At 72.7% G+C, this 23,960-nt stretch carries 20 protein-coding genes; 10 read left to right on the forward strand and 10 right to left on the reverse strand.

Annotation, left to right across the window (positions count from 1 at the left end; all coding sequences use genetic code 11):
* Positions 1 to 18: 18 nt before the first annotated feature.
* The 4 genes from G407_RS26405 to hemC form a co-directional block, all read right to left on the reverse strand.
* Positions 19 to 2,202 (reverse strand): heme biosynthesis HemY N-terminal domain-containing protein, encoded by a 2,184-nt coding sequence (locus tag G407_RS26405; protein ID WP_156917506.1) that lies wholly within the window; start codon positions 2,200 to 2,202, stop codon positions 19 to 21.
* A gap of 13 nt (positions 2,203 to 2,215) precedes the next feature.
* Complete coding sequence (locus tag G407_RS0107925) at positions 2,216 to 3,706, reverse strand: COG4223 family protein (protein WP_029030385.1); 1,491 nt, start codon at positions 3,704 to 3,706, stop codon at positions 2,216 to 2,218.
* 102 nt (positions 3,707 to 3,808) lie between these two features.
* Positions 3,809 to 4,573 carry a uroporphyrinogen-III synthase gene (locus tag G407_RS26410; protein WP_052341088.1) on the reverse strand — a complete coding sequence of 255 codons (765 nt, stop codon included), beginning with the start codon at positions 4,571 to 4,573 and terminating at the stop codon, positions 3,809 to 3,811.
* The gene (gene hemC, locus G407_RS0107935; RefSeq protein ID WP_043539256.1) at positions 4,570 to 5,523 is read right to left on the reverse strand and encodes a hydroxymethylbilane synthase; all 954 of its coding nucleotides are present in this window, start codon (positions 5,521 to 5,523) and stop codon (positions 4,570 to 4,572) included. Before hemC ends, G407_RS26410 begins: the two co-directional genes overlap by 4 nt.
* Before the next feature lie 134 nt (positions 5,524 to 5,657).
* On the opposite strand from hemC, the gene tsaD reads away from it, so the two are divergent.
* Genes tsaD through G407_RS0107950 form a run of 3 tightly spaced genes read left to right on the forward strand, consistent with a single transcriptional unit; the run spans position 5,658 to position 8,178 of the window.
* On the forward strand, positions 5,658 to 6,752 hold the full coding sequence (gene tsaD, locus G407_RS26415; RefSeq protein ID WP_052341089.1) for a tRNA (adenosine(37)-N6)-threonylcarbamoyltransferase complex transferase subunit TsaD: 1,095 nt from the start codon (positions 5,658 to 5,660) through the stop codon (positions 6,750 to 6,752).
* The gene (locus G407_RS0107945) at positions 6,749 to 7,738 is read left to right on the forward strand and encodes an NAD(P)H-dependent glycerol-3-phosphate dehydrogenase (protein ID WP_029030387.1); all 990 of its coding nucleotides are present in this window, start codon (positions 6,749 to 6,751) and stop codon (positions 7,736 to 7,738) included. The genes tsaD and G407_RS0107945 overlap by 4 nt, the downstream gene beginning before the upstream one ends.
* Positions 7,739 to 7,764: 26 nt before the next feature.
* Positions 7,765 to 8,178: an EVE domain-containing protein gene (locus tag G407_RS0107950; protein WP_029030388.1), complete on the forward strand. Its 414-nt coding sequence runs from the start codon at positions 7,765 to 7,767 to the stop codon at positions 8,176 to 8,178.
* Positions 8,179 to 8,184: 6 nt separating this feature from the next.
* Here the strand turns inward: G407_RS0107950 and G407_RS0107955 are convergent, their stop codons facing one another.
* Positions 8,185 to 8,604 (reverse strand): type II toxin-antitoxin system VapC family toxin, encoded by a 420-nt coding sequence (locus tag G407_RS0107955; RefSeq protein ID WP_029030389.1) that lies wholly within the window; start codon positions 8,602 to 8,604, stop codon positions 8,185 to 8,187.
* Between the two features lie 522 nt (positions 8,605 to 9,126).
* Between G407_RS0107955 and G407_RS0107965 the strand changes: the two genes are divergently transcribed.
* Positions 9,127 to 9,420 (forward strand): hypothetical protein, encoded by a 294-nt coding sequence (locus G407_RS0107965; RefSeq protein WP_029030391.1) that lies wholly within the window; start codon positions 9,127 to 9,129, stop codon positions 9,418 to 9,420.
* Between the two features lie 25 nt (positions 9,421 to 9,445).
* Here the strand turns inward: G407_RS0107965 and rnd are convergent, their stop codons facing one another.
* A complete protein-coding gene (gene rnd / locus G407_RS0107970) occupies positions 9,446 to 10,600 on the reverse strand; it encodes a ribonuclease D (protein WP_029030392.1) in 1,155 nt (384 codons plus the stop codon).
* 7 nt (positions 10,601 to 10,607) lie between these two features.
* Positions 10,608 to 11,624 (reverse strand): DMT family transporter, encoded by a 1,017-nt coding sequence (locus tag G407_RS26420; protein WP_084327387.1) that lies wholly within the window; start codon positions 11,622 to 11,624, stop codon positions 10,608 to 10,610.
* Between the two features lie 187 nt (positions 11,625 to 11,811).
* On the opposite strand from G407_RS26420, the gene G407_RS0107980 reads away from it, so the two are divergent.
* The 5 genes from G407_RS0107980 (at position 11,812) to G407_RS0108005 (ending at position 18,507) form a co-directional block, all read left to right on the forward strand.
* A complete protein-coding gene (locus G407_RS0107980) occupies positions 11,812 to 12,351 on the forward strand; it encodes a MarR family winged helix-turn-helix transcriptional regulator (RefSeq protein ID WP_052341090.1) in 540 nt (179 codons plus the stop codon).
* Between the two features lie 320 nt (positions 12,352 to 12,671).
* On the forward strand, positions 12,672 to 13,808 hold the full coding sequence (locus G407_RS26425) for an NAD(P)H-dependent glycerol-3-phosphate dehydrogenase (protein ID WP_245259052.1): 1,137 nt from the start codon (positions 12,672 to 12,674) through the stop codon (positions 13,806 to 13,808).
* Complete coding sequence (locus G407_RS0107990; RefSeq protein ID WP_029030394.1) at positions 13,805 to 14,554, forward strand: HAD-IIB family hydrolase; 750 nt, start codon at positions 13,805 to 13,807, stop codon at positions 14,552 to 14,554. Before G407_RS26425 ends, G407_RS0107990 begins: the two co-directional genes overlap by 4 nt.
* Positions 14,551 to 16,071 carry a glucosylglycerol-phosphate synthase gene (ggpS, locus tag G407_RS26430; RefSeq protein WP_043539258.1) on the forward strand — a complete coding sequence of 507 codons (1,521 nt, stop codon included), beginning with the start codon at positions 14,551 to 14,553 and terminating at the stop codon, positions 16,069 to 16,071. The genes G407_RS0107990 and ggpS overlap by 4 nt, the downstream gene beginning before the upstream one ends.
* A gap of 834 nt (positions 16,072 to 16,905) precedes the next feature.
* Entirely contained in the window at positions 16,906 to 18,507 is a 1,602-nt protein-coding gene (locus G407_RS0108005) for a peptide chain release factor 3 (RefSeq protein ID WP_029030395.1), read from the forward strand.
* 79 nt (positions 18,508 to 18,586) lie between these two features.
* Here G407_RS0108005 and G407_RS0108010 read toward each other — a convergent pair whose 3' ends face one another.
* The 3 genes from G407_RS0108010 to G407_RS0108020 all read right to left on the reverse strand — a co-directional run bounded on the left by G407_RS0108010 (position 18,587) and on the right by G407_RS0108020 (position 22,101).
* Complete coding sequence (locus G407_RS0108010; RefSeq protein ID WP_029030396.1) at positions 18,587 to 19,930, reverse strand: ammonium transporter family protein; 1,344 nt, start codon at positions 19,928 to 19,930, stop codon at positions 18,587 to 18,589.
* 50 nt (positions 19,931 to 19,980) lie between these two features.
* A complete protein-coding gene (locus G407_RS0108015) occupies positions 19,981 to 20,319 on the reverse strand; it encodes a P-II family nitrogen regulator (protein ID WP_029030397.1) in 339 nt (112 codons plus the stop codon).
* 336 nt (positions 20,320 to 20,655) lie between these two features.
* The gene (locus G407_RS0108020) at positions 20,656 to 22,101 is read right to left on the reverse strand and encodes an NAD-dependent succinate-semialdehyde dehydrogenase (protein WP_029030398.1); all 1,446 of its coding nucleotides are present in this window, start codon (positions 22,099 to 22,101) and stop codon (positions 20,656 to 20,658) included.
* Between the two features lie 205 nt (positions 22,102 to 22,306).
* On the opposite strand from G407_RS0108020, the gene G407_RS0108025 reads away from it, so the two are divergent.
* The gene (locus G407_RS0108025; RefSeq protein ID WP_029030399.1) at positions 22,307 to 23,923 is read left to right on the forward strand and encodes a gamma-glutamyltransferase family protein; all 1,617 of its coding nucleotides are present in this window, start codon (positions 22,307 to 22,309) and stop codon (positions 23,921 to 23,923) included.
* Positions 23,924 to 23,960 lie beyond the last annotated feature (37 nt).

A 23,960-nucleotide genomic window follows, 5' to 3' on the forward strand; every position in this document is an offset into this window, starting at 1 on the left:
CCGCGGGCCGCCGGTCGATCAGCCGAACAGGCGGAAACGCCGCGGCTTGGGCTCGTCCTCGATGCCGGGATCGTCCGGCGCGCGCCCCGCGAAGGCGGGCGTTTCGCTCTCCTCGGGCGCGGACGCCGCGGTGGAGGCGGGGGCGCGGGCGGGGGCCGGCGTTTCCTCGACGCGACGCCCGGCGGCGAGCGCCGAGTCGAGCTCGGCGCGCTCGCGGCTCATCCAGCCGCCGCGGGGCGGCGTCGGGCCGGCAGAGGCACCGGGGGAGGCACCAGGGGAGGCACCAGGGGCCGGGACCGCGCCGGCGTGGAGCTCCGGCTGCTGCGTCGCGGACGGCTCGGCCTTCCCCGTCGTGACCGCCGCGGGGGCCGGCGCCGGGGTCTCGCGGCGGATCGGGTCGAACCGCTTTTCGGCAACGGGCGCAGGAGACGGCGCGGGCGCCGGCTCGGCGACCGGAACCGGCTGCGGACGGGGCGGCGGGGCGGGCTCGGGCGGGGGCTGCGGCACGAGCCGCGCGGCGTAGCCGGAACTCGCGGCTGCCGGCGCGGCTGCCGGAGCAGGCGTGGGAGCCGGAGCGGGCGTGGGAGCGGGAGCCGCTGCGGGTGCCGGGCGCACCGGCTGCTCGGCCCCCGTCGCGACGGCCGCCGGAGCGACCACGGGCGACGGCGTCGCCGGCGCCGGCTCGGAGGCAGGCTTCGGTTCCGGCTCCGCGGCACGCTCCACCGCCGGCTCCACCGAAGGCTTCGGCTCCGGAGCCAGAACCTGCGCGTCCTCGGTGCGCGGCGGCAGCGCCTTGGCGACGGGGGCGAGCGTCGCGCCGTGGTAGACCGGCGCCTCGAGCGACGCGAGCGCGTCGTCCGGCCGCTGGTCGAGATCGCCGACGACCGAATCGACCACCGTCGTCCCCGCCCCGCCGAGCACCTCCGGCGGCTGCTTCCACTCGAAGGCGTCCAGCCGGCCGGTCGCGGGCGACATCGGCGCCCAGCGGTCGGAGACGATGCCGTCGGCGACCCAGGCCTTGTCGCGCGGGGCGTGGACGGCGCGCGCGAGCCACTCGCGCACCTTCACCGTCGGGCCGTGCTCGAGCCGCTCGATGTCCGCCATCAAAAGGCACACGCGCACGCTGGGGCGCTCGCCGACGAGCGGCTCGATGGTCTGGCGCGCCCGCGCGAAGTCGCGGGCGTCGAGCGCGGCGCGGCCGAGCGCGAGCCGACCCTCGACCGACCAGGTCGAGAGCGTGGCCAGCCGCTCGGCGCGCTTGAGCCGGTCGTGGGTCGAATCGCCGATTCGCAGATGCGTGTAGACGTCCGCGATCTCCGGGTGCGGCGTCGTCTTCCAGGCCGTCTCCAGGATCTTCGCCGCCTTGCGCAGCTCGAGCCGTTTCGACAGGATCCGCCCGGCCAGAGCCGCCGCCGGCGTGAGGTCCGGCGCGAGGCGCAGCGCCTCCTTGGCCTTCTGCAGCGCGGTCTCCTCGTCCTTCTCGCCGCGCGAGAGCGCGTCGGCCGCGAGCAGCACGGCGCGCTGGCGCTTGGCGGTCGCCTTGTCGACGAGACCCAGCGCGGCGCGGCGCTCGACGACGTCGAGCGCGCCCGCCCAGTCGCCGCGGGCGACATGGGACTCGAGCACCGCCTCGTTCGCCCAGGTTGCGGCGGGGGCGAGGCGCGCCGCCTCCTGCGCGTAGGCGAGGGCCGCGTCGCGATCGTTGCGCTGGCGTGCCTCGACGTGCAGGCCGCGCAGGCCGAGCACGCGGGTCTCGTCGTTCTCGGCCATGGCGCGGAAGGCGCTCTCGGCCTCGTGGCGGTCGCCGCTCATCTGCGCCGCCTGGGCGCGCAGCAGCAGCACGAGGGGCTCGTCCGCGCGCAGCCAGCGCTGCGCCTCGCGGGCGTAGCGGCGCGCCGCGGCCTCGTCCCCGGCGCCCACGGCGACCATGCCGCGCGAGAGCGCGACGAGGCCCTTGCGGCGCTTCCGGGCGACGGAGGCCTCCGCCATCTTCTCGGGCGCCCGGAACAGCCAGCGCACGAGGGCCTCGACGAGGAGGAACGCGAGCACCGCGACGAGCAGCAGGATCGCCGCCAACGCGAGGCCGACGGAATAGCTCACGCCGTCCCAGATGAACGCCACCCGTCCGGGCTGGTCCGCGAGCCAGATGGCGCCGGCGGCGAGCGCGGCGACGACGGCGAGGTAGAGGAGAACGCGCCACATGATCGTGTCTTCCTTACTGTGCCTGCGGCGCGAGCGCCGCGCTGGCCGCCTCGACGGCCGACCGGGCCGCCTCGCCCGCCGCGATGCGCGCCTCGAGCAGATCGGCGAAATCGCGCGACGCGTCCTTCCCGGCCTCCGGGAGCTCCCGCCAGGCCGCGAGCGCCGCCTCGAGCTCGCCGAGCGCCAGGGCGCGCGCGACGGTCGCAGTGGGATCGAGCGCCGGCTCGCCGGGGGTCTCGAGCCCCTCGACGGGCTCCACGCGCACGGCGCGGGCGAACAGGCCCTCGAAGAAAGAACCGACGCCGTCCTGCGTCGGGTCCTCGGGCGTGAAGGCGCGGCGCACGAGCGGGCCGACCTCGGCGAAGGCGGCGTGCAGCTCCTCGGCCGTCGGTGCGCCGGTCTCGGCGAAGGGCGCGAGATCGGCGACGATGCCCTCGTCGATGCCCGTCGCCTGCAGCGTGCCGAGCGCGCTCGCGTACGGCGTGCCGGCGGGGAGCGCGCTGGCGATGGCGTTCGCCGCGGTGATGCCGAGATAGGCCTGCCGCGTGGCCTGCGCCTCCGCGGCGACGCTCTCGCGCAGCGCCCGCATCTGGGCCTGAGCCTCGCCGACGGCGCTCCGCGCCTCCTCGGCGGCTGCGGTCGCCTCGTCGATGCGCCCGACCTCCGAGCCGAGGCTCTCGAGGCGCGGGGCGATCTCCTCGTCGATGCGCGTCGCGAGGGCGGCGATCCGGTCCTCGAGCTGGGCGATGCGCTCGACGCCGGGTGCGGCGGCCGCGGTCTCCTCGGCGGCCTGGGCGGTCTCCTCGACCGCTGCGAGGCGGCTCTCGATCTCGGCGATCGCCTCCTGCGCGCCCGGCGCGGTCTGCGCGACGGTCTCGGCCTGCTGCCGCGCGGCCTCGGCGCTCTCGCGCGCCTCGGTCGCCCGAGTCTCGACGACGGTGATCCGTTCCTCGATCGCGGCCGTGTCGGCGCCCTCCCGGAAGAGGGCGTCGTAGGCGACGAGGAGGCCCGCGACCACCACGGCGGCGACGATCGCGGCGACGAGACCGCCCGACCCGCCGCGCTGCTCCTCGACCGGCGCCTGCCGCGGCGCCTCGACGGCGGCGGAGGCGGCGATCTCGTCGGCGGAGGCGGGCGGCGTCGCGGCGGGGGTGGTGTAAGCGGCGGAAGCGGCGGTCGACGCGTCGCGCGCCGGCTCGGGTGCGGCCGCGACCTCGGGGGGCGGGGCACCGGCGGGCGACGCCTCGGCGGCGGTCGCGCCCGGGGGCTCGGCCGTGGCGGCCGCGGGCTTCGCGGCGGGAGGCGCGGGCGCGATGCGCTTCTCGTCGGTGACGATGAGCGTCGAGGACGGCGCGGACGTCTTCGGCGCGGACGTCGCCGGCGCGGAGCCTGGCGCCTGCGGAGCGGCTTCGGCCGCGCCGTCGGCGGCAGCCTCCGGCTTGCGCGACGCGTTGCCTTGGGGCCGCTCGTTGCGGCCCGCTCGGGAGGAGGGTCTCTTCGTCACGTCGTCCTTCCGCCTGGTATCACCGCGCGGGGAACGCGGCGGCTCGTCTCGTCGGTCTACACCGTCGGATGCCCGGGTGGCACCTCGAACCTTAGCATTGGTTCAACGCGCGGCGCGACATCTTGCTCCAAAGGCCAAGCTCGCGGCGTCCGCAAAAACGCGAAGCAGCGCGCTCTCCGAAGGTTCCGCCGCAATCGCGATCCGCCGCGCGCCCCCCGCGCGCAACGGTTCCGCCGCGTCCGGCGAGATGGCGGCGTGGAGCATCCCGGGCAGGCGATCGGCGAGCCCGGCGCCGGCCACAGCCGCGACGAAGAGCGTCGCGCTGCGGCGGGAATAGTGGAGCGCGGCGTCGACCGCGCCCGCCGCGAGCGCCGCCCGCGCCGTCTCGTCGAGCGGCACGGACGCGGCCTCGTAGGCGGGCCAGGTGGCGACGACGTAGCCGGACGTGCGCAGGGTCGCGTCCGGCTCCGCCTTCCGATCGCGCCCTCCGACATGGAGGAAGCGCGTGCCGGGGGAGAACGTCTCGCGCACCCGCTCGATCATCGAGACGGCGTCGCCCTCGGCGGTCGCCACGTCGCGCCCGCCCGCGGCGCGCACGGCCTCGGCCGTCCGATCGCCGACCGCCAGGATCGGCGTGCGCGCGAGATCGATGGGCGCCCGCTCGAGGAAGGGCGCGGCCTTCGCGCTCGTCACCAGCACGGCGTCGAACGGGCCCTCCGGCGGCGGCTCGCCGGTGGCGCGGGTCTCGATCAGGGGCGCGACGAGCGTGCGGAAGCCCTCCGCCTCGAGCCGTGCCGCGGTGCGGCGCGCGTCCTCCGCGGCCCGGCAGACGAGCACGAGCGGCGCCGATGCCGGCTGCGCGCTCACCCGGCATGCCCCGCGAAGAAGCCGGCGGGCAGGCGGGCCTTGATCCGCGCGCCGAGGTCGGCGCCGAGGCGGGCGGCGTCGGCGAGCGGCGCCTCGCCCTCGTCCTCCACCGCCTCCGACCCGTCCGGGCGCAGGACGAGGCCCTTGAGCCGGATGCGGTCGCCGTCGAGGCGAGCGTGACCGGCGATCGGCGTGCGGCAGGAGCCGTCGAGCACGCCGAGGAAGGCGCGCTCGGCGGCGAGCTGCGTGCCCGTCGGTGCGTGGCAGACGGCGGCTGCGGCCGCGTGCGCCGCCTCGTCCTCCTCGCGCACGACGATAGCGATGGCGCCCTGCGCGACCGCGGGCAGGAAGGCGTCGATATCGAGCGCGGCGGCGGCGAGGTGGGCGAGCCCGAGCCGGTTGAGCCCGGCCATGGCCAGCAGCGTCGCGCCGTACTCCCCCGCCTCGATCTTGGCGAGCCGGGTGCCGACGTTGCCGCGCAGGAGCGCCACCTCGAGATCGGGCCGCAGGCGTCGCACCAGCGCCTGGCGCCGCAGCGAGGCGCTGCCGACGACGGTGCCGGGGGGCAGCGTCTCGAAGGAGGTCGCCCCCTTGCAGATCAGCGCGTCGCGCACGTCCTCGCGCGGCAGGAAGCCGGCGATGACGAGGCCCGGCGGCAGGTCGTTGGGCAGGTCCTTGCCGGAATGGACGGTGACGTCGACCCGGCCCGCGAGCTGGGCCTCGTCGATCTCCTTGGTGAACAGGCCCTTGCCGCCGGCCTCCGAGAGGGCGCGGTCCTGGATCATGTCGCCGGAGGTCTTGATCACCTCGAGCGGGAAGCGCTCCGGCTCGATCCCGAGCGCTTCCGAGAGCCGCTTCTGCGTCTCCCGTGCCTGGGCCAGCGCGAGCGGGCTGCCGCGGGTTCCGATGACGAAGGCCGTGCTCGTGTCGCGCGCCGCGCCGGTGCTCATGTCGGTGTTTCTCCCCTCGCGCGCGTTCCCTTCGGCGCGGGCGGGGACTATAGGTGCGGCGGACGGGGCGCGGAAGTTCGGGGAAGGCACGATCCACCCCGAGCCCGTGCGACAACGGAGGCGGCGAGGCGACCATGCGCGTTCTGGGCATCGAGACGACCTGCGACGAGACCGCGGCCGCCGTCGTCGGCCTGGCCGAGGGCGGGCGCGGCGCCGTCCTCTCCAACGAGGTGCTGTCGCAGATCGCCGAGCACGCGGCCTATGGCGGCGTCGTGCCGGAGATCGCCGCCCGCGCCCATGTCGAGGTCGCGGACCGGCTCGTCGCCCGCGCGCTGGCCAAGGCCGGCACCGATCTCGACGGCATCGACGCCATCGCCGCCGCCGCCGGGCCGGGGCTGATCGGCGGCGTGATCGTGGGCCTGACCACGGCGAAGGCGCTGGCGCTCGTCGCCGGCAAGCCGCTGATCGCGGTCAACCACCTGGAGGCGCATGCGCTGACCGCGCGGCTCACCGACGGGATCGCCTTCCCCTACCTGCTGCTCCTCGTCTCGGGCGGGCACACCCAGCTCCTCGCCGTGCGCGGCGTGGGCGACTACGTACGGCTCGGCGCCACGATCGACGATGCCATCGGCGAGGCCTTCGACAAGGTCGCGAAGCTGCTCGGCCTCGCCTATCCGGGCGGGCCGGAGGTGGAGCGCATGGCGCGCGGCGGCGATCCCGAGCGATTCGCCCTGCCGCGGCCGCTGCTCGGGCGCCGCACCGCCGACTTCTCCCTCTCCGGCCTGAAGACCGCCGTGCGGCTCGAGGCCGAGCGCATCGCGCCCCTGTCCGAGCAGGACGTGGCGGACCTGTGCGCCTCCTTCCAGACGGCAATCGTCGACGTCGTCGTCGACCGCACCCGCGTGGCGCTGCGCGCCTTCCAGGCGATCGCGCCGCGCCCCTCCGCGCTCGTCGTCGCCGGCGGCGTCGCGGCCAACGGCGCGGTGCGGCGCGGCCTGCAGCGGCTCGCCACCGAATCGGGCCTGCGCCTCGTCGCGCCGCCGCTCGACCTGTGCGGCGACAACGGCGCCATGATCGCCTGGGCCGGTCTCGAGCGCTTCCGCCTCGGCCTGACCGACGACCTCGACGCGCCGGCCCGCGCCCGCTGGCCCCTCGCGCTGGCGCCCGCGCCCGACGTGCCCGCCCCGGATACCCCGGCGCCGGGATCGCCCGCCGGGGCCGGCGCATGACCGGCTCGCCGCTCGGCATCGTCGGCGCGGGTGCCTGGGGCACGGCGCTCGCCAACGCCGCCGCCGCGGCGGGCTCGCCCGTCGTGCTCTGGACGCGCGACCCGGATCACGCCCGCGCCATGGCCGAGACCCGCGCCAACCCGCGCCACCTTCCGGGCGTCGCGCTCGCGGACGCCGTGCGCCCGACGAGCGCGCTCGTCGAGCTCTCCGGCTGCGACGCGCTGCTCCTCGTCGTGCCGGCGCAGGCCGTGCGCGAGGTGACCGAGGCGCTGGCGCTGGTGCTGCCGGTGCACGCGCCGCTGGTGATCTGCGCCAAGGGCATCGAGCGGCGCACCGGCTTCTTCCTCTCCGACGTCGTCGCCGATCTGCGGCCCGGCGCGCCGGTGGCGGCCCTCTCCGGCCCGAGCTTCGCGCACGACGTGGCGATCGGGCTGCCGACCGCGGTGACGCTCGCGGCGCCGGAGCCGCTTCTCGCGTCGGGCCTCGCGGCGCGGCTCTCCGGGCGGACGCTGCGGGTCTATCACGCGCTCGACCTGCGCGGCGTCGAGATCGGCGGGGCCGGCAAGAACGTTCTCGCCATCGCCTGCGGCGCGGCGATCGGCCGGGGGCTCGGCGAGAGCGCCCGCGCGGCGCTCACCGCCCGCGGCTTCGCCGAGCTGATGCGGTTCGCCCGCGCCTACGGCGGCCGGGCCGAGACGCTGATGGGGCTCTCCGGGCTCGGCGACGTGGTGCTCACCTGCGCCTCGCCGCACTCGCGCAACTTCGCCTTCGGCGAGCGGCTCGGGAGCGGCCTGCCCGTGGAGGAGGCCGCCGGCGGCAAGCTGGTGGAGGGCGCCGCCACGGCCGAGGCGCTCGTCGCCATGGCGCGGGCGCGGGGCATCGAGATGCCGGTCGCCGAGGCGGTCGCCGGGCTCGTCGCCGGGCGCGCCGGCCTCGACGAGACGATGGACGCCTTGATGAGCCGGCCCTTGAAGGCCGAGGATTGAGACGAGAGGACGGGGGCGCGAGGAAGATGGCGTATTGGCTCTACAAGTCCGAGCCGGACGTGTGGTCGTGGCAGCAGCAGGTCGAGGCGGGCGCGGCCGGCACCCACTGGAACGGCGTGCGCAACCACGTCGCCAAGCAGAACCTGATGGCGATGCGGATCGGCGAGCGCGGCTTCTTCTACCATTCCAACAAGGGCAAGGAGATCGTCGGCATCGTCGAGGTGATCCGCGAGTACTACCCCGACCACACCGACCCGTCCGGCAGGTTCGGCATGGTCGACGTCAAGGCCGTCGAGCCCCTGCCGCGGCCGGTGACGCTGGACGCGATCAAGGCCGAGCCGCGGCTGAAGGACATGATCCTGGTCAACAATTCCCGCCTGTCCGTGCAGCCGGTGACGGAGGCGGAGTGGGCGATCGTGCGGGAGATGGGGGGAATGTGAGAATGGTCATGCGGGCGAGACGAACGGGTTCAGAAGCTTGGCGCCGCTGCGCGCGACGTCGCGCACGTTGCGCGTCACGAGCACGAGGTCGTGAACGATAGCCGTCGCTGCCAGGATGCCGTCGGCTTGCGGAAGACGGTCCGGGACGCCTAAACGGCCCCAGAGCTGCGCGATCGGCTCGGTCACGGGCAGGATGCGGCCATCGAAGCGCGCTCTTGTCCTCTCGAGATACTGCTCGAGGCGAGCAGCCTGAAGCTGATCGCGGCGGCGAGCGAGCTCGATGCCCCGACGCATCTCGCCAATCACGAGTACGCTGGTGCCGAATTCTACCGCGTCGATCGCGTCGGCCCAGCGCACGACCTGCGGATCGGCGCGCTGGCCTTTTCGCAGTTCGGAGAGGATGTTTGTATCGAGGAGGAATCTCACCAGTCGATCTCGCGCCATTCGTCGTCCCGCGGCTGGTCGAAGACGCCCTCGAAGTCCTCGTCCGGCAGGTCGGAGGCGAAGGCCTCCAGAGCCGACATCCGCTTCTCGTTTCCGAGTGCGGTACGGATCGTGGAACGAAGATTCGCGGCGCGCTCCGGATCGCTGCGGAGCGTGCGGGCGAGATCGCGGATCAGCGCGGCGTCGGCGCTCGGCGCCTGAACCTCGACGCGCACGAGACCACGCTCGGCGCCTCGCTGCCGATGCTTCCGAGATGCCCTGGCTTGTGCTGCGCTGGCCATGAGACCCTCCTCGTGTTTCACCCGGTTATATCACCGGGCCGGCTGTGCGAGAAGCCGGCGGTCCCTGCCCGGATGCCCCAACCGATCGCCAGGTCGTCCTGCCGGTCGGAGTGCAGAGCGGAGCGCCCACCCGCGGATTCTCTCGCGAGCCCCACGAAAGAAACCCCGCTGCCACCGCCGCCGTTGTCCCCGCGACGACGCACGACACGCAAAGGAGAACGCCATGGCGAAGGCCGGCAAGGGAATGGGGCACGACACCGTCCGCCACGCCGAGCACGTCGCGGACGTGCCGGAGACCGTCACCCGCGAGGACGAGCTCGCGTCCAAGCGGATGGGCGACAACGAGCTGCACGGCCAGGACCAGCTGCGCCAGCACAACGAGCGCCAGACGCAGGCCGGTGCGCGCACCGACCGCCCGCAGACCGACGACTTCGTCGACAAGCACAAGACAGGCCTGCGCTCCGACAAGGTCGCGCCCTCGAAGGAGGAGCTCGACAAGGAGATGAAGAAGCAGTGACGGCGCGGGGCCGCGCCGCGGGCGATCAGCCCTCGGCTGCGGCCTCGACCACGACGCGGCCGTCGCGCAGGCCGAGCAGCAGCCCGCCGTGCTTGAGCGCCAGCGCCCGCTCGCCGAAGAGCGTGCGCCGCCAGCCGGCCAGCGCCGGCACGTCCGCCGCGTCGTCCTCGGCGATCGCCTCGAGATCGTCGACCGTGGCGACGATCTTCGTCGCCACGCCCTCGTCCTCGCACACGGCCTTGAGCAGCACCTTGAGCAGGTCGACCGTCGCCCCCGTCTGCCCGCGCCCGCCCCGGCGCTCGGGCATGACGATGGTGGACGGGTCGCGGTCGAGACCCTGCTTCACCGCCGCGAGCACCGCCTCGGCGGCGCGCGAGCGCTCGAAGCCGTTGGGCAGGGCGCGAAGCCGGCCGAGCGCCGCGGCCTCGCGTGGCTGGGTAATCGCCAGCTCGACGACGGCGTCGTCCTTCATGACGCGCTGGCGCGGCACGTCGCGCGTCTGCGCCTCGCGCTCGCGCCAGGCGGCGATCTCCATCAGCACGCCGAGCTCGCGGGCCTTGCGCACGCGCCCCGCCAGCCGGCGATAGGCGCCCTCCGGCTCGGCCGCGTAGGTCTCCGGCGAGGTGAGGACGGCCATCTCCTCCTCGAGCCAGGAACGCCGCCCGGTCTCGGCGAGCTTGGCCTCCAGCGCGTCGTAGACCGCGACGAGGTGGGTGACGTCGGAGAGCGCGTAGGCGAGCTGGGCCTCCGACAGGGGCCGGCGCGACCAGTCCGTGAAGCGCGAGGACTTGTCGATCCGCGCCTTGGCGAGATCGTTGGCGAGCTGCTCGTAGGACACCGAATCGCCGTAGCCGCACACCATCGCGGCCACCTGCGTGTCGAACAGGGGCGACGGGATCAGCCGCCCGAGGATCCAGACGATCTCCAGGTCCTGCCGCGCCGAGTGGAAGACCTTGACCACGCTCTCGTTCGCCATCAGCGACAGGAACGGCGACAGGTCGAGGCCCGGCGCCAGCGGGTCGACGAGGATCGCCTCCTCCCGGCTCGCCATCTGGATCAGGCAGAGCTTGGGATAGTAGGTCGTCTCGCGCATGAACTCCGTGTCGACGGTGACGAACGGGCTCTCGGCGAGGCGGGCGCAGGCGGCGGCGAGGCCGTCGGTGTCGGTGATCAGCTCCATGCAGGCGTCATAGCGGAGAACGCGTGCCCGCGCCAAGAGAGATGCCGGTGGGCGCACCCGCGACACGCCGCCCGCGCGCGCTTCGTGCGGGCTCCGCCGGGGCCTTGCGCGCCCCTCCGCCGAGCACGAGGACGTTGCCGCCGACGATCACGGCCGCGCCGGCGACGACGAGCGGCGTCGGCTCCAGCCCCTCGAACAGCGCGGAGGCGACGATCGCGACCAGCGGTGCCAGCGCGAGCGTATAGGCGGCGCGGGCCGGTCCGAGCCGCCGCACGAGCGCAAAGTACATCAGGAAGGCGAGGCAGGAGGCCGCGAGCGCGAGGTGGAGGAGGCCCGCGACGTAGGCCGGGCTCGGGTCGAACAGCACGATCGGGCGATCGGCGGTCGCGCCCGTCCAGGCGATGGCGAAGGCGGCGCCCGCGGCCGCGCCCCAGGTCATGGTCGCGAGCGTCGGCACGCCCCGCGCCTGGTTGCGGGCACCGACCACGGTGCCGGCGGCGGTCGAGGCGGCCGCGAGGAAGGCGAAGCCGAGCCCCGCGAGGCTCCCGGTCGCCCCCGCGTCGAGCCGGGCGAGCTCCGGCGCGAAGACGAGGCCGAGCCCGCCGACGCCGCAGGCGAGGCCGACGAGCGCGCGGCCGGACAGGGGCGCGTTTAGGAAGAGCCGTGCCAGCAGCGCCGCCACGACGGCGGAGGTCGACAGGACGAGCGCGGCGATGCCGCTGGGGACGAGCCGCGTCGCCTCGTAGAAGGCGGTGAAGTTCAGCCCGAAGAAGAGCACCCCCTGGAGGGCGACGTACGGCGCGTCCGCCGACGAGAGCCGCAGCCGGGTGCGCGTCGCGGCTGCGAGCGCCAGCATGACGGCGAAGACGATCAGCATGCGCCACGCGACCGACAGCGCGGCGGGCACGGCCACGGCCTGGGTCGTCGTCACGATCGCGGAGGAGCCCCACAGGAGCGCGGTGGCGGCGAACATCAGGGCGGCGACGCGCCCGCCGTGGTCCTTCGGGACGCGATCCTCGGGCATCGAGCTCTTCCCTCCCATAAACTTGCAGAATGCAAACATATCGCATGCGTCCTGCGAAGCAAAGAGTGAATGATGTGCAGAGCCTGCCCTTGCGATGATCACCGGTGCGGCGGCATGCTCACGCACCACCCGCCGCGCGCCGCGCCGACGCCGCGCGCCGTGCCCGACGAGCCAGGCCGAGAGCACCATGCCGGAAGATGCCCCGCCCGAAGACGCCCCGCCCGAAGATCCCGCGCCCCGAGATCCCGCGCTCGATGCGTCCCCGCTGGCCCTGGAGGCATGGCTGCCCTACCGGCTGTTCATCGTTTCCGCCCGCGTCGCGGGCGTGCTCGAGGGCTATTACGGGCCGACCTACGGCCTGACGCAGGCGTCCTGGCGGACGCTCGCCGTGATCGGGGACCGGCCGGGCCTCAGCGCGGGCGAGATCGCGCGGGCCGCGGGGCTCGACCAGTTCGCGACGAGCCGGACAATCGCCCACCTGATGAAGCTCGGGTTCGCCGAGCGCGCCAGCGCGACGCGCGACCGCCGCCGGGCGAGCCTTTCCCTCACGCGCGCCGGGACCGGCGCCTTCGCCGACATCGCACGCCTGGCGAGAGGCATCGAGGACACGCTCGAATCGGGGCTTTCCGCCGCCGAGCGGCGCGCCCTCGACGGCGCGCTCGCGCGGCTCGACGAAGCCTCCGCCGCGCTCGCCGCCAGAGGGTGGCGGGGCCTGGAGCCCCGCTGATCGCATCGTGCTGCGCTGCCATATCTTTCGGCACGGAAAGCAACATTTCGGCAGCAAGCTTGACTGTTGAGGCAAGAGCGTTGGTAGAACGAAGCGGACCGAAAGTTCCCTTGGAGAACATTCGCGAGCATTCCCTCCGTCGCGGTGACGTGTCGTTCATCCCGCCAACCCGGTGGATTTGCATTTTGCGGTGCGGTGCTCTATCTAGACCACCATCATCACGGCGCGCGCATCTCGACGGGGCTCCACGACTGTGTGGCGCCCCATCCCGGCCGCGCGCGTCCAGGCCAGACGCGCCCCTGCCAGAGGAGATCCGCCTCTTGACGTTCGACACAGCAGCAGCACGCCCCACCGTGGACACGCGGCCCGCGGTCTTCGACACCATCGCCGTCGTCGGCGGCGGATCCTGGGGCACCGCGCTCGCGCTCACCGCCTGGCGCGCCGGACGGCGCGTCAGGCTGTGGGCGCGCGAGGAGCACGTGGTCGACGCGGTCGCCCGCGACCGCCGCAACCCGTTCCTGCCCCATGCCGACATCCCCGACGACGTCCTCGTGACCAACGCGATGGAGGAGGCGCTCTCCGGCGCCGACCTGGTCGTGCTGGTCAGCCCGTCGCAGCACCTGCGTACGGTGGTGCGCCGGGTCGAGCCGCTGCTCGGGGCGGACGTCCCGGTCGTGATCTGCGCCAAGGGAATCGAGCGCGACACCGGGCTCCTGATGAGCGAGGTGATCGAGGCGGTGATGCCCGGCCGCGAGATGGCGGTCCTCTCCGGCCCGACGTTCGCGGGCGAGGTCGCGCACGACATGGCGACGGGCGTGACCGTCGCGGCGGCCGAGGACGGCTTCCGAGACGGCCGCTTCCACGACGGCCATCTCGCCGCGCGCGTCGCCGTCACCTTCGCGAGCGAATCGTTCCGCCCCTATGTCTCGGACGACGTCCGCGGCGTCGAGATCGGCGGTGCGGCGAAGAACGTCATCGCCATCGCCTGCGGCGTCGCGGAGGGGCTGGGGCTCGGCTCGAACGCGCGCGCGATGATCATCACCCGCGGCCTCGCCGAGATCACCGAGCTCGGCCTCGCCGTGGGCGCGCGGCTCGAGACGCTGCTCGGCCTCGCCGGTGCGGGTGACCTGATGCTCACCTGCTCGTCGACCCAGTCGCGCAACTTCAGCTACGGCAAGGCGCTCGGCGCCGGGGAGACGGCGGTGCGCCGTGCCGACGGCCCGGTCGTCGAGGGTGCGGAGAACGCGCAGTCGGTCGTGGCGCTCGCCCGCCGGCTCGGCGTGCCGATGCCGGTCTGCGAGACCGTGCTCGCCATGCTCGACGGCGCGCCGGTCAACGCGGCCATGAAGGGCCTGATGCTCGCCGACCTCCACCCCGAGGCGGTCGGGGCCCGCGACGACTGGACCACGCCGCACCCCGCCCGCATCGAGGAAGAAGAGGAGCGCCTCTCCGCATGAATGCCCCGACGAACCCCGCCCCGTCCCTCGTCCTCGCGACCGACCTCGACGGAACCTTCCTCGGCGGCTCGGAGGAGCAGCGCGCGGCGCTCTACCGGTCGCTGTCGGAGCGCGACGACGCGCTCCTCGTCTTCGTGACGGGCCGCGACATCGACTTCATCGCCGAGCTGATCGAGACCCCCGGCATGCCGCGCCCGCACTTCATCGTCGGCGACATCGGCACCTCGGTGTACGACGGCGTCTCGCTGCAGCCCTGGGAGGAGTTCGAGGCGCCGATCCGCGAGGCCTGGGGCGACGCGGGCGAGCGCGTGCGCGCGCTGCTCGCCGACGAGCCGGGCCTGATGGTCCAGGACACGCCCTTCCGATACCGGGTCAGCTACGACTACGACCCCGCGCGGCTGACCCCCGCCAGCCGCGAGAAGGTCGAGGCCGCGGGCTTCGACTGCATCGTATCCGCCGGGCGCTTCTTCGACGTGGTGCCCAAGGGCGTGAACAAGGGCACGACCCTCAGCCGCTTCGTGCGCACGCTCGGCCTCGAGCCGGCGACGGTGCTCGCCGCGGGCGACACGATGAACGACTACGCCATGCTGGCGGAAGGCTTCAACGCCGTCGCCGTCGGCAATTCCGAGGAGCCGCTGGTGCGGGCCATCCGCGGTCTCGCCCACGTCTACCACTCGCCCCATCCCGGCGCGGCCGGCATCGCCGACGCGCTGCGCCACTTCGAGCTCACGGGAGAAACGGCATGAGCGGATCCCCCCTCGTCATCGTCTATCATCGCCAGCCCCTCGAGGAGGTGACGATCGACGGCAAGATCCACTACCGCACGAACAAGAGCCCGAACGGCATCGTCCCCACGCTGAAGAGCTTCTTCAACCACCTCGGCGAGGAGGGCGGCTCCTGGGTCGCCTGGAAGACCTTCGATCCCGAGGTCGGCGTCGACTTCGAGAAGGTGGTGACCGTCGAGGACCCGTTCGGCGACTATCGTGTGTCGCGGCTGCCGCTGACGAAGGAGCAGGTGGAGAGCTTCTACCACGTCACCTCCAAGGAGGCGCTGTGGCCGATCCTGCACTCGTTCCCGGATCGCTATCGCTACGACAATGTGGACTGGGAGACGTTCCGCGAGGTGAACCGCGCCTTCGCGGAGGCCGCGGCCGAGGAGGTCGCGGACGACGGGCTCGTCTGGATCCACGACTACAATCTCTGGCTCGTGCCGCTCTACCTGCGCCGCATCAAGCCCGACGTGAAGATCGCCTTCTTCCACCACACGCCGTTCCCCGGCCCGGACGTGTTCAACGTCCTGCCGTGGCGGCGGGAGATCATCAACAGCCTGCTCGACTGTGATCTCGTCGGCTTCCACCTGCCGCGCTACGCCCGCAACTTCGCCGAGGTCGCCCGCTCCCTGATGGGCGCGACCATGGGCGAGCCGGTGCCCGTCGACGCGCCGCTGGCGACGCCCGGCATGGCGCTCTCCGAGCCGGACGTGCCGGCGAAGGTGACGTTCGAGGGGCGTGACGTGCTGCTCGGCGTGGCCCCGGTGGGCTGCAATGCCGCGCTCGTCGACTCGATCCTGGCGACGCCGGAGAACCAGGCGCTGCAGCGCCAGCTCCTGGACGAGCTCGACGGCCGGCGGCTGATCATGACGGTCGGCCGCACGGACTACACCAAGGGCATGGTCGAGAGCCTGTGCGCCTTCGAGCGCCTGCTCGAGCGCCGGCCCGAGCTGATCGGCAAGGTGAAGATGCTCGCGACCTCCGTGCGGGCCGCCGCGCAGATGACGGTCTACGAGGGCACGCAGCGCGACATCGAGGGCCTGGTGGGGCGCATCAACGGGCGCTTCTCGACCATGGACTGGACGCCCGTCGTGCTGTTCGGCCAGGCGATCCCCTTCGAGAAGCTCGTCGCCTACTACGCGATCGCCGACGTCTGCCTCACGGCGCCCCTGCGGGACGGGCTCAACCTCGTCGCCAAGGAGTACGTGGCGTCGAAGGCGGGCAATCCGGGCGTCCTCATCCTTTCGGAGTTCGCCGGCTGCGCCGTCGAGCTGCCGCAGGCGATGCTGACGAACCCCTACTCGAACCGCTCCCTCGACAACGCGCTCGACACCGCGCTCGCCACCCCGGCGGACGAGGCGGCGGCGGCCATGGCCGACATGGCCAAGGAGGTCGCGACCTACGATCTCGGCCACTGGGCGGCGGTGACGCGCGCGCAGTTCGCGATGATCGACCGCGCGCGGGCCGAGGCGCCGGCGGAAGCTGCGGCGTGAGGACCGCGTCGGGTGCGCGGCAGCGTTGCCGGGCGCCCGAATTCTGGTGTGCTCTTCGCCGGAGTGGAAGGAGAGGGCTTCCCCCCTCCTTCGGTTCGCTACGCGAGTGCTAAGCGGAAGACCAGCTGCCATCTCGTCTTCCGCGCCAGCGCAGAGTAATGGACACGCTGAACCCGGGACATCTCCCACTTCATCGCCTTCGTCGAGCGAGCGAGGCTGTCGCCCGCAGGCAGCAGGAGCCGATCTCCCGATGCAGGACGACGGCGCATCCTCGGCGTTCCGCTCGATAAAACGAGCGTAACGGCGCACGTCTCGTCCGGCTGGCCGGAAATTGCATTTCGTGTCGGTGGTCGACTGGAGCGCACGTCTGCGACGCGTCGATCTGCTCGGCGGCGTTGCGGTGCGCCCATGTCGTGCTATATTCGTCCGTGGAGTGGGGAAGGAGAGTTTCCTCTCCTCCTCCGTTTTCACCACTCCAGCGCTAAGCGGAAGACGAGGGCCATTCTCGTCTTCCGCGTCCGGCGCAGGGTGATGGACACGCTGATGTGTGGGATGTCCCACCTCATCGCATATCCTCCATGGGTCGAGCGAGGCTGTCGCCCGCAGGCGCCGGGAGCCGATCTCCCGGCGCGGGATGCTGGCCCCTCCCTGGCGTTCCACTCGACGCTATGAGCGTAGCGTCTCCGGCGCGATCATGCCAGCCTCAGAGTGGCAATTGCGGCGTCTGGTCGACACTAGATCCTCATCCCGATCGCGCCCGCCGATTTGCGTTTTCCGACGTTCTGCCCCATCTGAGGCATCACGTTCCCCGAGAAGCCTCCGATCGCTCATCCCATGACCGACGCTGCACGCCCCGCCGCCGCCGATCCCGTCTCGGCGCGCCGAACCTTCGCCATCATCTCGCACCCGGACGCGGGCAAGACGACGCTGACCGAGAAGCTCCTGCTCTTCGGCGGCGCGATCCAGCTCGCCGGCGAGGTGAAGGCCAAGCGCAACCGCGTCTCGACGCGCTCGGACTGGATGGCGATCGAGAAGAGCCGCGGCATCTCCGTCGTCACCTCGGTGATGACGTTCGAGTACGGCGGGCACGTCTTCAACCTGCTCGACACGCCGGGCCACGAGGACTTCTCGGAGGACACCTACCGCACGCTCACCGCGGTGGATTCCGCCGTGATGGTGATCGACGCGGCCAAGGGCATCGAGGCGCGCACGCGCAAGCTGTTCGAGGTCTGCCGCCTGCGCGACATCCCGATCGTCACCTTCGTCAACAAGATGGACCGCGAGACGCGCGACCCGTTCGACCTCTTGGACGAGATCGAGAAGACGCTCGCGCTGGACATCGCGCCGGTGACCTGGCCGATCGGCCGCGGGCGCTCCTTCGCCGGCACCTACGACCTCGCGGCGGGCACCGTGCGCCGGCTCGACGACGAGGTGACGCCGACCCCGGTCTCCGGCCCGGACGACCCGCTCTTCGACGAGCTGCTGCCGGATCCGGCCGAGCGCGCGGTCTTCCGCGAGGAGGTGGAGCTCGCCCGCGAGGGCCTGCAGCGCTTCGACCTCCAGGCCTTCCGCGAGGGGCACCTGACGCCCGTCTTCTTCGGCTCGGCGCTCAGGAACTACGGCGTGCGCGACCTCATCGACACGCTCGGCCGTGTCGCGCCGCCGCCGCGCGCGCAGGAGGCGGACGGGCGCGCGGTGGAGGCGGGCGAGCCGAAGATGACCGGCTTCGTCTTCAAGATCCAGGCGAACATGGACCCGAACCACCGCGACCGCATCGCCTTCGTGCGGGTGTGCTCGGGCAGGCTCCAGCGCGGCATGAAGGCGAAGCTCGTGCGCACGGGCAAGCCGATCACGCTCTCGGCGCCGCAGTTCTTCTTCGCCCAGGACCGTGCCGTCGCCGACGAGGCCTATGCGGGGGACGTCGTCGGCATCCCCAACCACGGCACGCTCAGGATCGGCGACACGCTCACCGAGGGCGAGGATCTCGTCTTCCGGGGCGTGCCGTCCTTCGCCCCCGAGATCATGCGCCGCGTGAAGCTGTCCGACGCCATGAAGGCGAAGAAGCTCAAGGAAGCGCTCCAGCAGCTCGGCGAGGAGGGCGTCGTCCAGCTCTTCGTGCCGCACGACGGCTCGGGCGCGATCGTCGGCGTCGTCGGCGCGCTGCAGCTCGACGTGCTCAAGGAGCGGCTCCAGGCGGAGTATGCATTGCCGATCGACTACGAGCAGACCCGCTTCTCGGTGTGCCGCTGGATCGCGTCGGACGACGAGAAGAAGCTCGACGAGTTCATGAATGCCAACCGCTCGGCCATGGCCGACGATCTCGACGGCGCGCCGGTCTTCCTCGCGCCATCGGCCTTCTCGCTGCGCTACGACGAGGAGCGCTGGCCGCAGATCCGCTTCACGGACATCAAGGACTACCAGAAGAAGGCCGCCTGAGCGGCGCCGCCTCGGCCGAAGAACGCGGAACGCCGCGCCCGGGGGGGCGCGGCGTTCGTCGTTGGAGCCGGGGCTCGGATCAGGCGCGACCGGCGCCCGCGAACTCGGGATAGGCCTCGACGCCGACCTCGAGCTTGTCGAGACCCGCCATCTCCTCCTCCTTGGACACACGCAGGCCGGTGCTCACCTTCAGCACGTACCAGACGATCGCGGAGGCGATGAAGGCGAAGGCGCCGATCGAGACCACGCCGATGAGCTGCACGCCGAAGCTCGTGCCCTCGGTCGACAGCGGCACCACCATCGTGCCCCAGATGCCGGCGAGCAGGTGGACCGGGATCGCACCCACCACGTCGTCGATCTTGAGCTTGTCGAGCAGCGGCACCGCGAAGACCACGATCGCGCCGCCGACGGCACCGATCAGGATCGCGAGCGGGACCGACGGGTCGAGCGGGCCGGCCGTGATCGAGACGAGGCCGGCCAGCGCGCCGTTGAGCGCGATCGTGAGGTCGACCTTCTTGTAGACGATCTGGCAGAGGATCATCGCGGCCACCACGCCCGCCGCGGCGGCGAGGTTGGTGTTCATGAAGATCTTCGCCACGGCCGAGGCGTCGGAGATCGTGCCCATGGCGAGCTGCGAGCCGCCGTTGAAGCCGAACCAGCCGAGCCAGAGGATGAACGTGCCCAGCGTCGCGAGCGGCATGGACGAGCCCGGCAGCGGCATCACCTTGCCTTCGGCGGAGTACTTGTCCGTGCGCGCGCCGATGATGAGCGCGCCCGCGAGCGCGGCCCAGCCGCCGACCGAGTGCACCAGCGTCGACCCGGCGAAGTCGGAGAAGCCCATCTCGTAGAGCCAGCCGGTGCCCCACTGCCAGGACCCGGTGATCGGGTAGATGATGCCCGTGAGCACGGCCACGAAGATGAAGAACGGCCACATCTTCGTGCGCTCGGCGATGGTGCCGGACACGATCGAGGCGGTGGTGGCGCAGAACACCATCTGGAAGAACCAGTCGGAGGCCGCGGCGTAGCCGTCGCCGGCCACCTCGGCGTCGGGCGCCGGGATCGCCTTGGGCGTGAACGAGCCGAAGAAGCCGCCGTCGACGCCGTCGTACATCAGGTTGTAGCCGACGACCCAGAACATCAGGCCCGCGATGGAGTAGAGGCCGATGTTCTTCAGGCACTGCATGGAGACGTTCTTGGAGCGCACCATGCCGGCCTCGAGCATGGCGAAGCCGGCGGCCATCCACATCACGAGGAAGCCGCCGATCAGGAACAGCAGCGTGTTGAAGACGAAGGCCGTGTCGCCGGCGACCGCGTACTCGACCGCCTCGGCGGCTTCGGGGGCGGCGTCCTGCGCGACGGCGGCCGTGGCGAGCACGACGAGCGCGAGCGTCGAGGCGGCCGCCTTGGTCAGGATGGAAGGCATCATTCGGAAAACTCCTCCGGTCGAATGGGAATCGAGCGCGGGGCGTCCGCTCAGAGCGCGTCGCCGTCGGTCTCGCCGGTGCGGATCCGCACCGCCTTCTCGAGCGGCACGACGAAGATCTTGCCGTCGCCGATCTGGCCCGTGCGCGCGGCGTTGGCGATCGCCTCGACGGCCGAGGCGACGAGGTCGGCGGAAACCGCCACCTCGATCTTGATCTTGGGCAGGAAGCTCACGGCGTACTCGGCGCCGCGGTAGATCTCGGTGTGTCCCTTCTGCCGGCCGTAACCCTTCACCTCGGTCACGGTCAGGCCGTGCACGCCGAGAGCGGTGAGCGCGTCGCGCACCTCCTCCAGCTTGAACGGCTTGATGACGGCCATCACGATCTTCATGGGCAGGCCCCCTTGGATCCCGACGGGACGTCTCCCCGCCGGCCGGTTGCGCGAACCCCGGGACGCGGCGGCCCCGGGTGGTCGGGGATCGTTAATCAAGGCGCGTGCCAAGTGCGCCGCGGCCTCCGGGAAAATCCGAATCCGAGCGTTGTGGCCGTGCTTTGCGAGGGAGCGGGAGGCGTGCGCCGGCCGCCGGAGGGCGCGCGCGGCGGTTGATGAAAACGAAGGCAGCGAGCAATGCTCAAGAAATAGGCAAAAGGGCAGCGGGGCGTCAGGGGCTCCGGCACCCTGCAACGGGCCCCGGGGCGCGCGGCGGCGCCCCGGGGTGTGGGCCGGTCAGAGGCCCTGCTGGGTCACGAACTTCGTGGTCAGGTAGGCATCGAGCGCCTCGACGCCGCCCTCCGAGCCGTAGCCGGAATCCTTCATGCCGCCGAAGGGTGTCTCGGGCAGCGCCACGCCGTGGTGGTTGATCGAGACCATGCCGCTCTCGACGCCCGCGGCGAGGGCCGAGGCGGTCTGCGCGGAGCTGGTATAGGCGTAGGCGGCGAGCCCGTAGGGCAGGCGGTTCGCCTCCGCGATCGCCTCGTCCCGATCCTTGAAGCGGTTGATCGAGGCGACCGGGCCGAAGGGCTCCTCGTTCAGGATGCGCGCGTCGCGCGGCACGTCGGTGAACACGGTCGGCTCGAAGAAGAAGCCCTGGTTGCCGATGCGCTTGCCGCCGGTCCGCAGCGTCGCACCCTTCTCCTGGGCGTCGGCGACGAGCGTCTCCATGGCCTCGATGCGCCGCGCGTGGGCGAGGGGGCCCATCTTGGTCTGAGGGTCGAGGCCGTTGCCGACGTTCAGGTTCTTCGAGATGTCGACGAAGCCCTCGACGAAGCGATCGTAGACCGTCTCGTGCACCAGGAAGCGGGTGGGCGCGATGCAGACCTGGCCGGCATTGCGGTACTTGTTCGCCGAGAGCACAGAGAGCGCCTTGTTGACGTCGGCATCCCCGAACACGATCGCCGGCGCGTGCCCGCCGAGCTCCATCGTGGCGCGCTTCATGTGCTGCCCGGCCAGCGCCGCGAGATGCTTGCCGACCGCCGTCGAGCCGGTGAAGGAGATCTTGCGGATCACCGGCGAGGGGATGAGGTATTCCGAGATCTCGGCCGGCACCCCGAACACGAGCTGCAGCGCCTCGCCGGGCACGCCCGCGTCGAAGAAGCAGCGCACCATCTCCATGCACGAGGCCGGCGTGTCCTCGGGCCCCTTGAGGACGACCGAGCAGCCGACGGCGAGGCCCGCCGCGACCTTGCGCATGGCCTGGTTGATCGGGAAGTTCCACGGCGTGAAGGCGGCGACCGGCCCCACCGGCTCCTTCATCACGAGCTGGAGCACGTCGCCCGCGCGCGGCGGGATCACGCGGCCGTAGGCGCGCCGGCCCTCCTCGGCGAGCCAGTCGCAGGTGTCGGCGGCGCCGAGCGTCTCGACGCGCGCCTCGAAGAGCGGCTTGCCCTGCTCCATCGTCATGATGGTGGCGATCGTCTCGGCCCGCTCGCGCAGGAGATCGGCGGCTTTGCGGAGGATCTTGTAGCGGTCGAAGGCGCCGACCTTGCGCCAGGCGGCGAAGCCCTTGTCGGCTGCGGCGAGCGCCTCGTCGAGATCGGCGGTGCCGGCTTTCGGCAGGTCGCCGATCGTCTCGCCGGTCGCCGGGTCGATCACGGGAAGCGTCTCGCCGTCGGCGGCGGGGCGCCAGGCGCCGGCGATCTGCAGGGCGAGCTTCGGATAGGCGACGTCGGGCATGGCTTCTCGTCCTCGGGGCTCGTTTCGAGATGGCGTCTTGCATCCCTCCTAGCAAACGGGGCGCGCGGGCGCGAGGGTCCGGCGGGGCCGCGTCGAGCACTGCGGGCGTGCGTTCGTGCGCGATCGGCTGGGGCGAGACGCGCGCTTGCCAGGCGGGTGGTTCGGCCTCACAACGAGTGGCTTCATCCCTCGAGGAGGACCCGCGATGCTCCGCGACTTCCAGGCTCCCGGCCGTTCCGCCGTGTTCGGCACCAACGCGATGATCGCGACGTCCCACCCGCTCGCCTCGCTCGTCGGGGTCGAGACGATGAAGCGCGGCGGCTCGGCGGCGGACGCGGCGCTCGCCGCCTCCGCGATGCTCTGCGTGGTCGAGCCGCACATGACCGGCATCGGCGGGGACTGCTTCGCGCTCGTCGCCGCGCCCGGTGCGCCGACCCGCGCCTTGATGGGCTCCGGCCCCTCGCCGAGGGGCATCGACCGCGCGGCGGTGGCGGATACCGGGCTTTCCGCGATCCCCGACGACAGCCCGCATGCCGTCAACGTGCCGGGCGCCGTCGCCGCCTGGGTCGCGCTCCACGCCGCGCACGGGCGCCTGCCGCTCGCGGAGCTGATGGAGCCCGCCGCCCGCGTCGCCGAGGCCGGCTACGCGATCGCGCCGCGCGTCGCCCGGGACTGGGCCGTCAACGCACCGCGGCTCGCGCGCCGGGCGGAGACGGCGAGCGCCTTCCTGAAGGACGGGCGGCCCCTCGCCCCCGGCGACGTCCACCGCCAGCCGGCGCTCGCCGCGACGCTGCGCGCCATCGGGCGCGACGGCCGCGCCGGGTTCTACGAGGGCGCCGTCGCCGACGACATGATCGCCACGCTGCGCGGGCTCGGCGGCACGCACGCGCACGCCGATCTCGCGGGCGTCGAGGCGACGTGGGTCGCGCCGATCCGCGGGCGCTTCGCCGGCATCGACGTGGTCGAGACCCCGCCCAACGGGCAGGGCGCCACCGCGCTCCTCATCCTGAAGGCGCTGGAGAGCTGGGACGTCTGGCGCGCGGCACGGGGGCCGGAGCGGCTGCGGCTCTACGCGGAGGCGACGCGGGCGGCCTATCGCCTGCGCGACGGCGCCATCACCGATCCCGCCGCGATGAAGGTCGACCTCGAGACGTTCCTCGGGGAGGAGGCGGTCGCCTTCGTCCGGCGCGCCGCCGCCGACCCCGGGCCCGGCCCAGGCTCGGAGCGCGGGACGCGGGATCTCGGGCCGATTCCGTGGGATACGACGCCTTGCGAGACCGACACGATCTGCCTGTCCGTCGTCGATCCGGACGGGCTCGTCGTCTCCTTCATCAACTCGCTCTTCCACCCGTTCGGCTCGACGCTCTACGCGCCGAGGAGCGGCGTGCTGTTCCACTGCCGCGGCGCGAGCTTCTCGCTGGATGCCGGGCATCCGAACGCGCTCGCGCCCGGCAAGCACACGATGCACACGATCATCCCCGGCCTCGTCGAGGCTGACGGTGCGCCGCTGATGCCGTTCGGCGTCATGGGCGGGCAGTACCAGGCGGCGGGCCACGCCCACCTGATGATCCGGCTGTTCGAGGAGAGGCTCGACCTGCAATCGGCGATCGACGCACCGCGCCTGTTCGGCTACGGCGGCCGCACCGAGGTCGAGACGGGGTTCGACGACGAGACCCGCGCCCGGCTCGCCGAGCGCGGTGCCGCGCCCGAGACAGCGAGCGCGCCGATCGGCGGAGCGCAGGCGGTGCTGATCGACCGCGCACGCGGCGTCCTCGTCGGTGCCTCCGACCCGCGCAAGGACGGCTGCGCGCTCGGCTGGTGAGGGCAGGACGCTCGGGCGGGGTGCTCGGGCGGAGCGC

It is taken from the genome of Salinarimonas rosea DSM 21201, assembly GCF_000429045.1.
Taxonomy (GTDB): domain Bacteria; phylum Pseudomonadota; class Alphaproteobacteria; order Rhizobiales; family Beijerinckiaceae; genus Salinarimonas; species Salinarimonas rosea.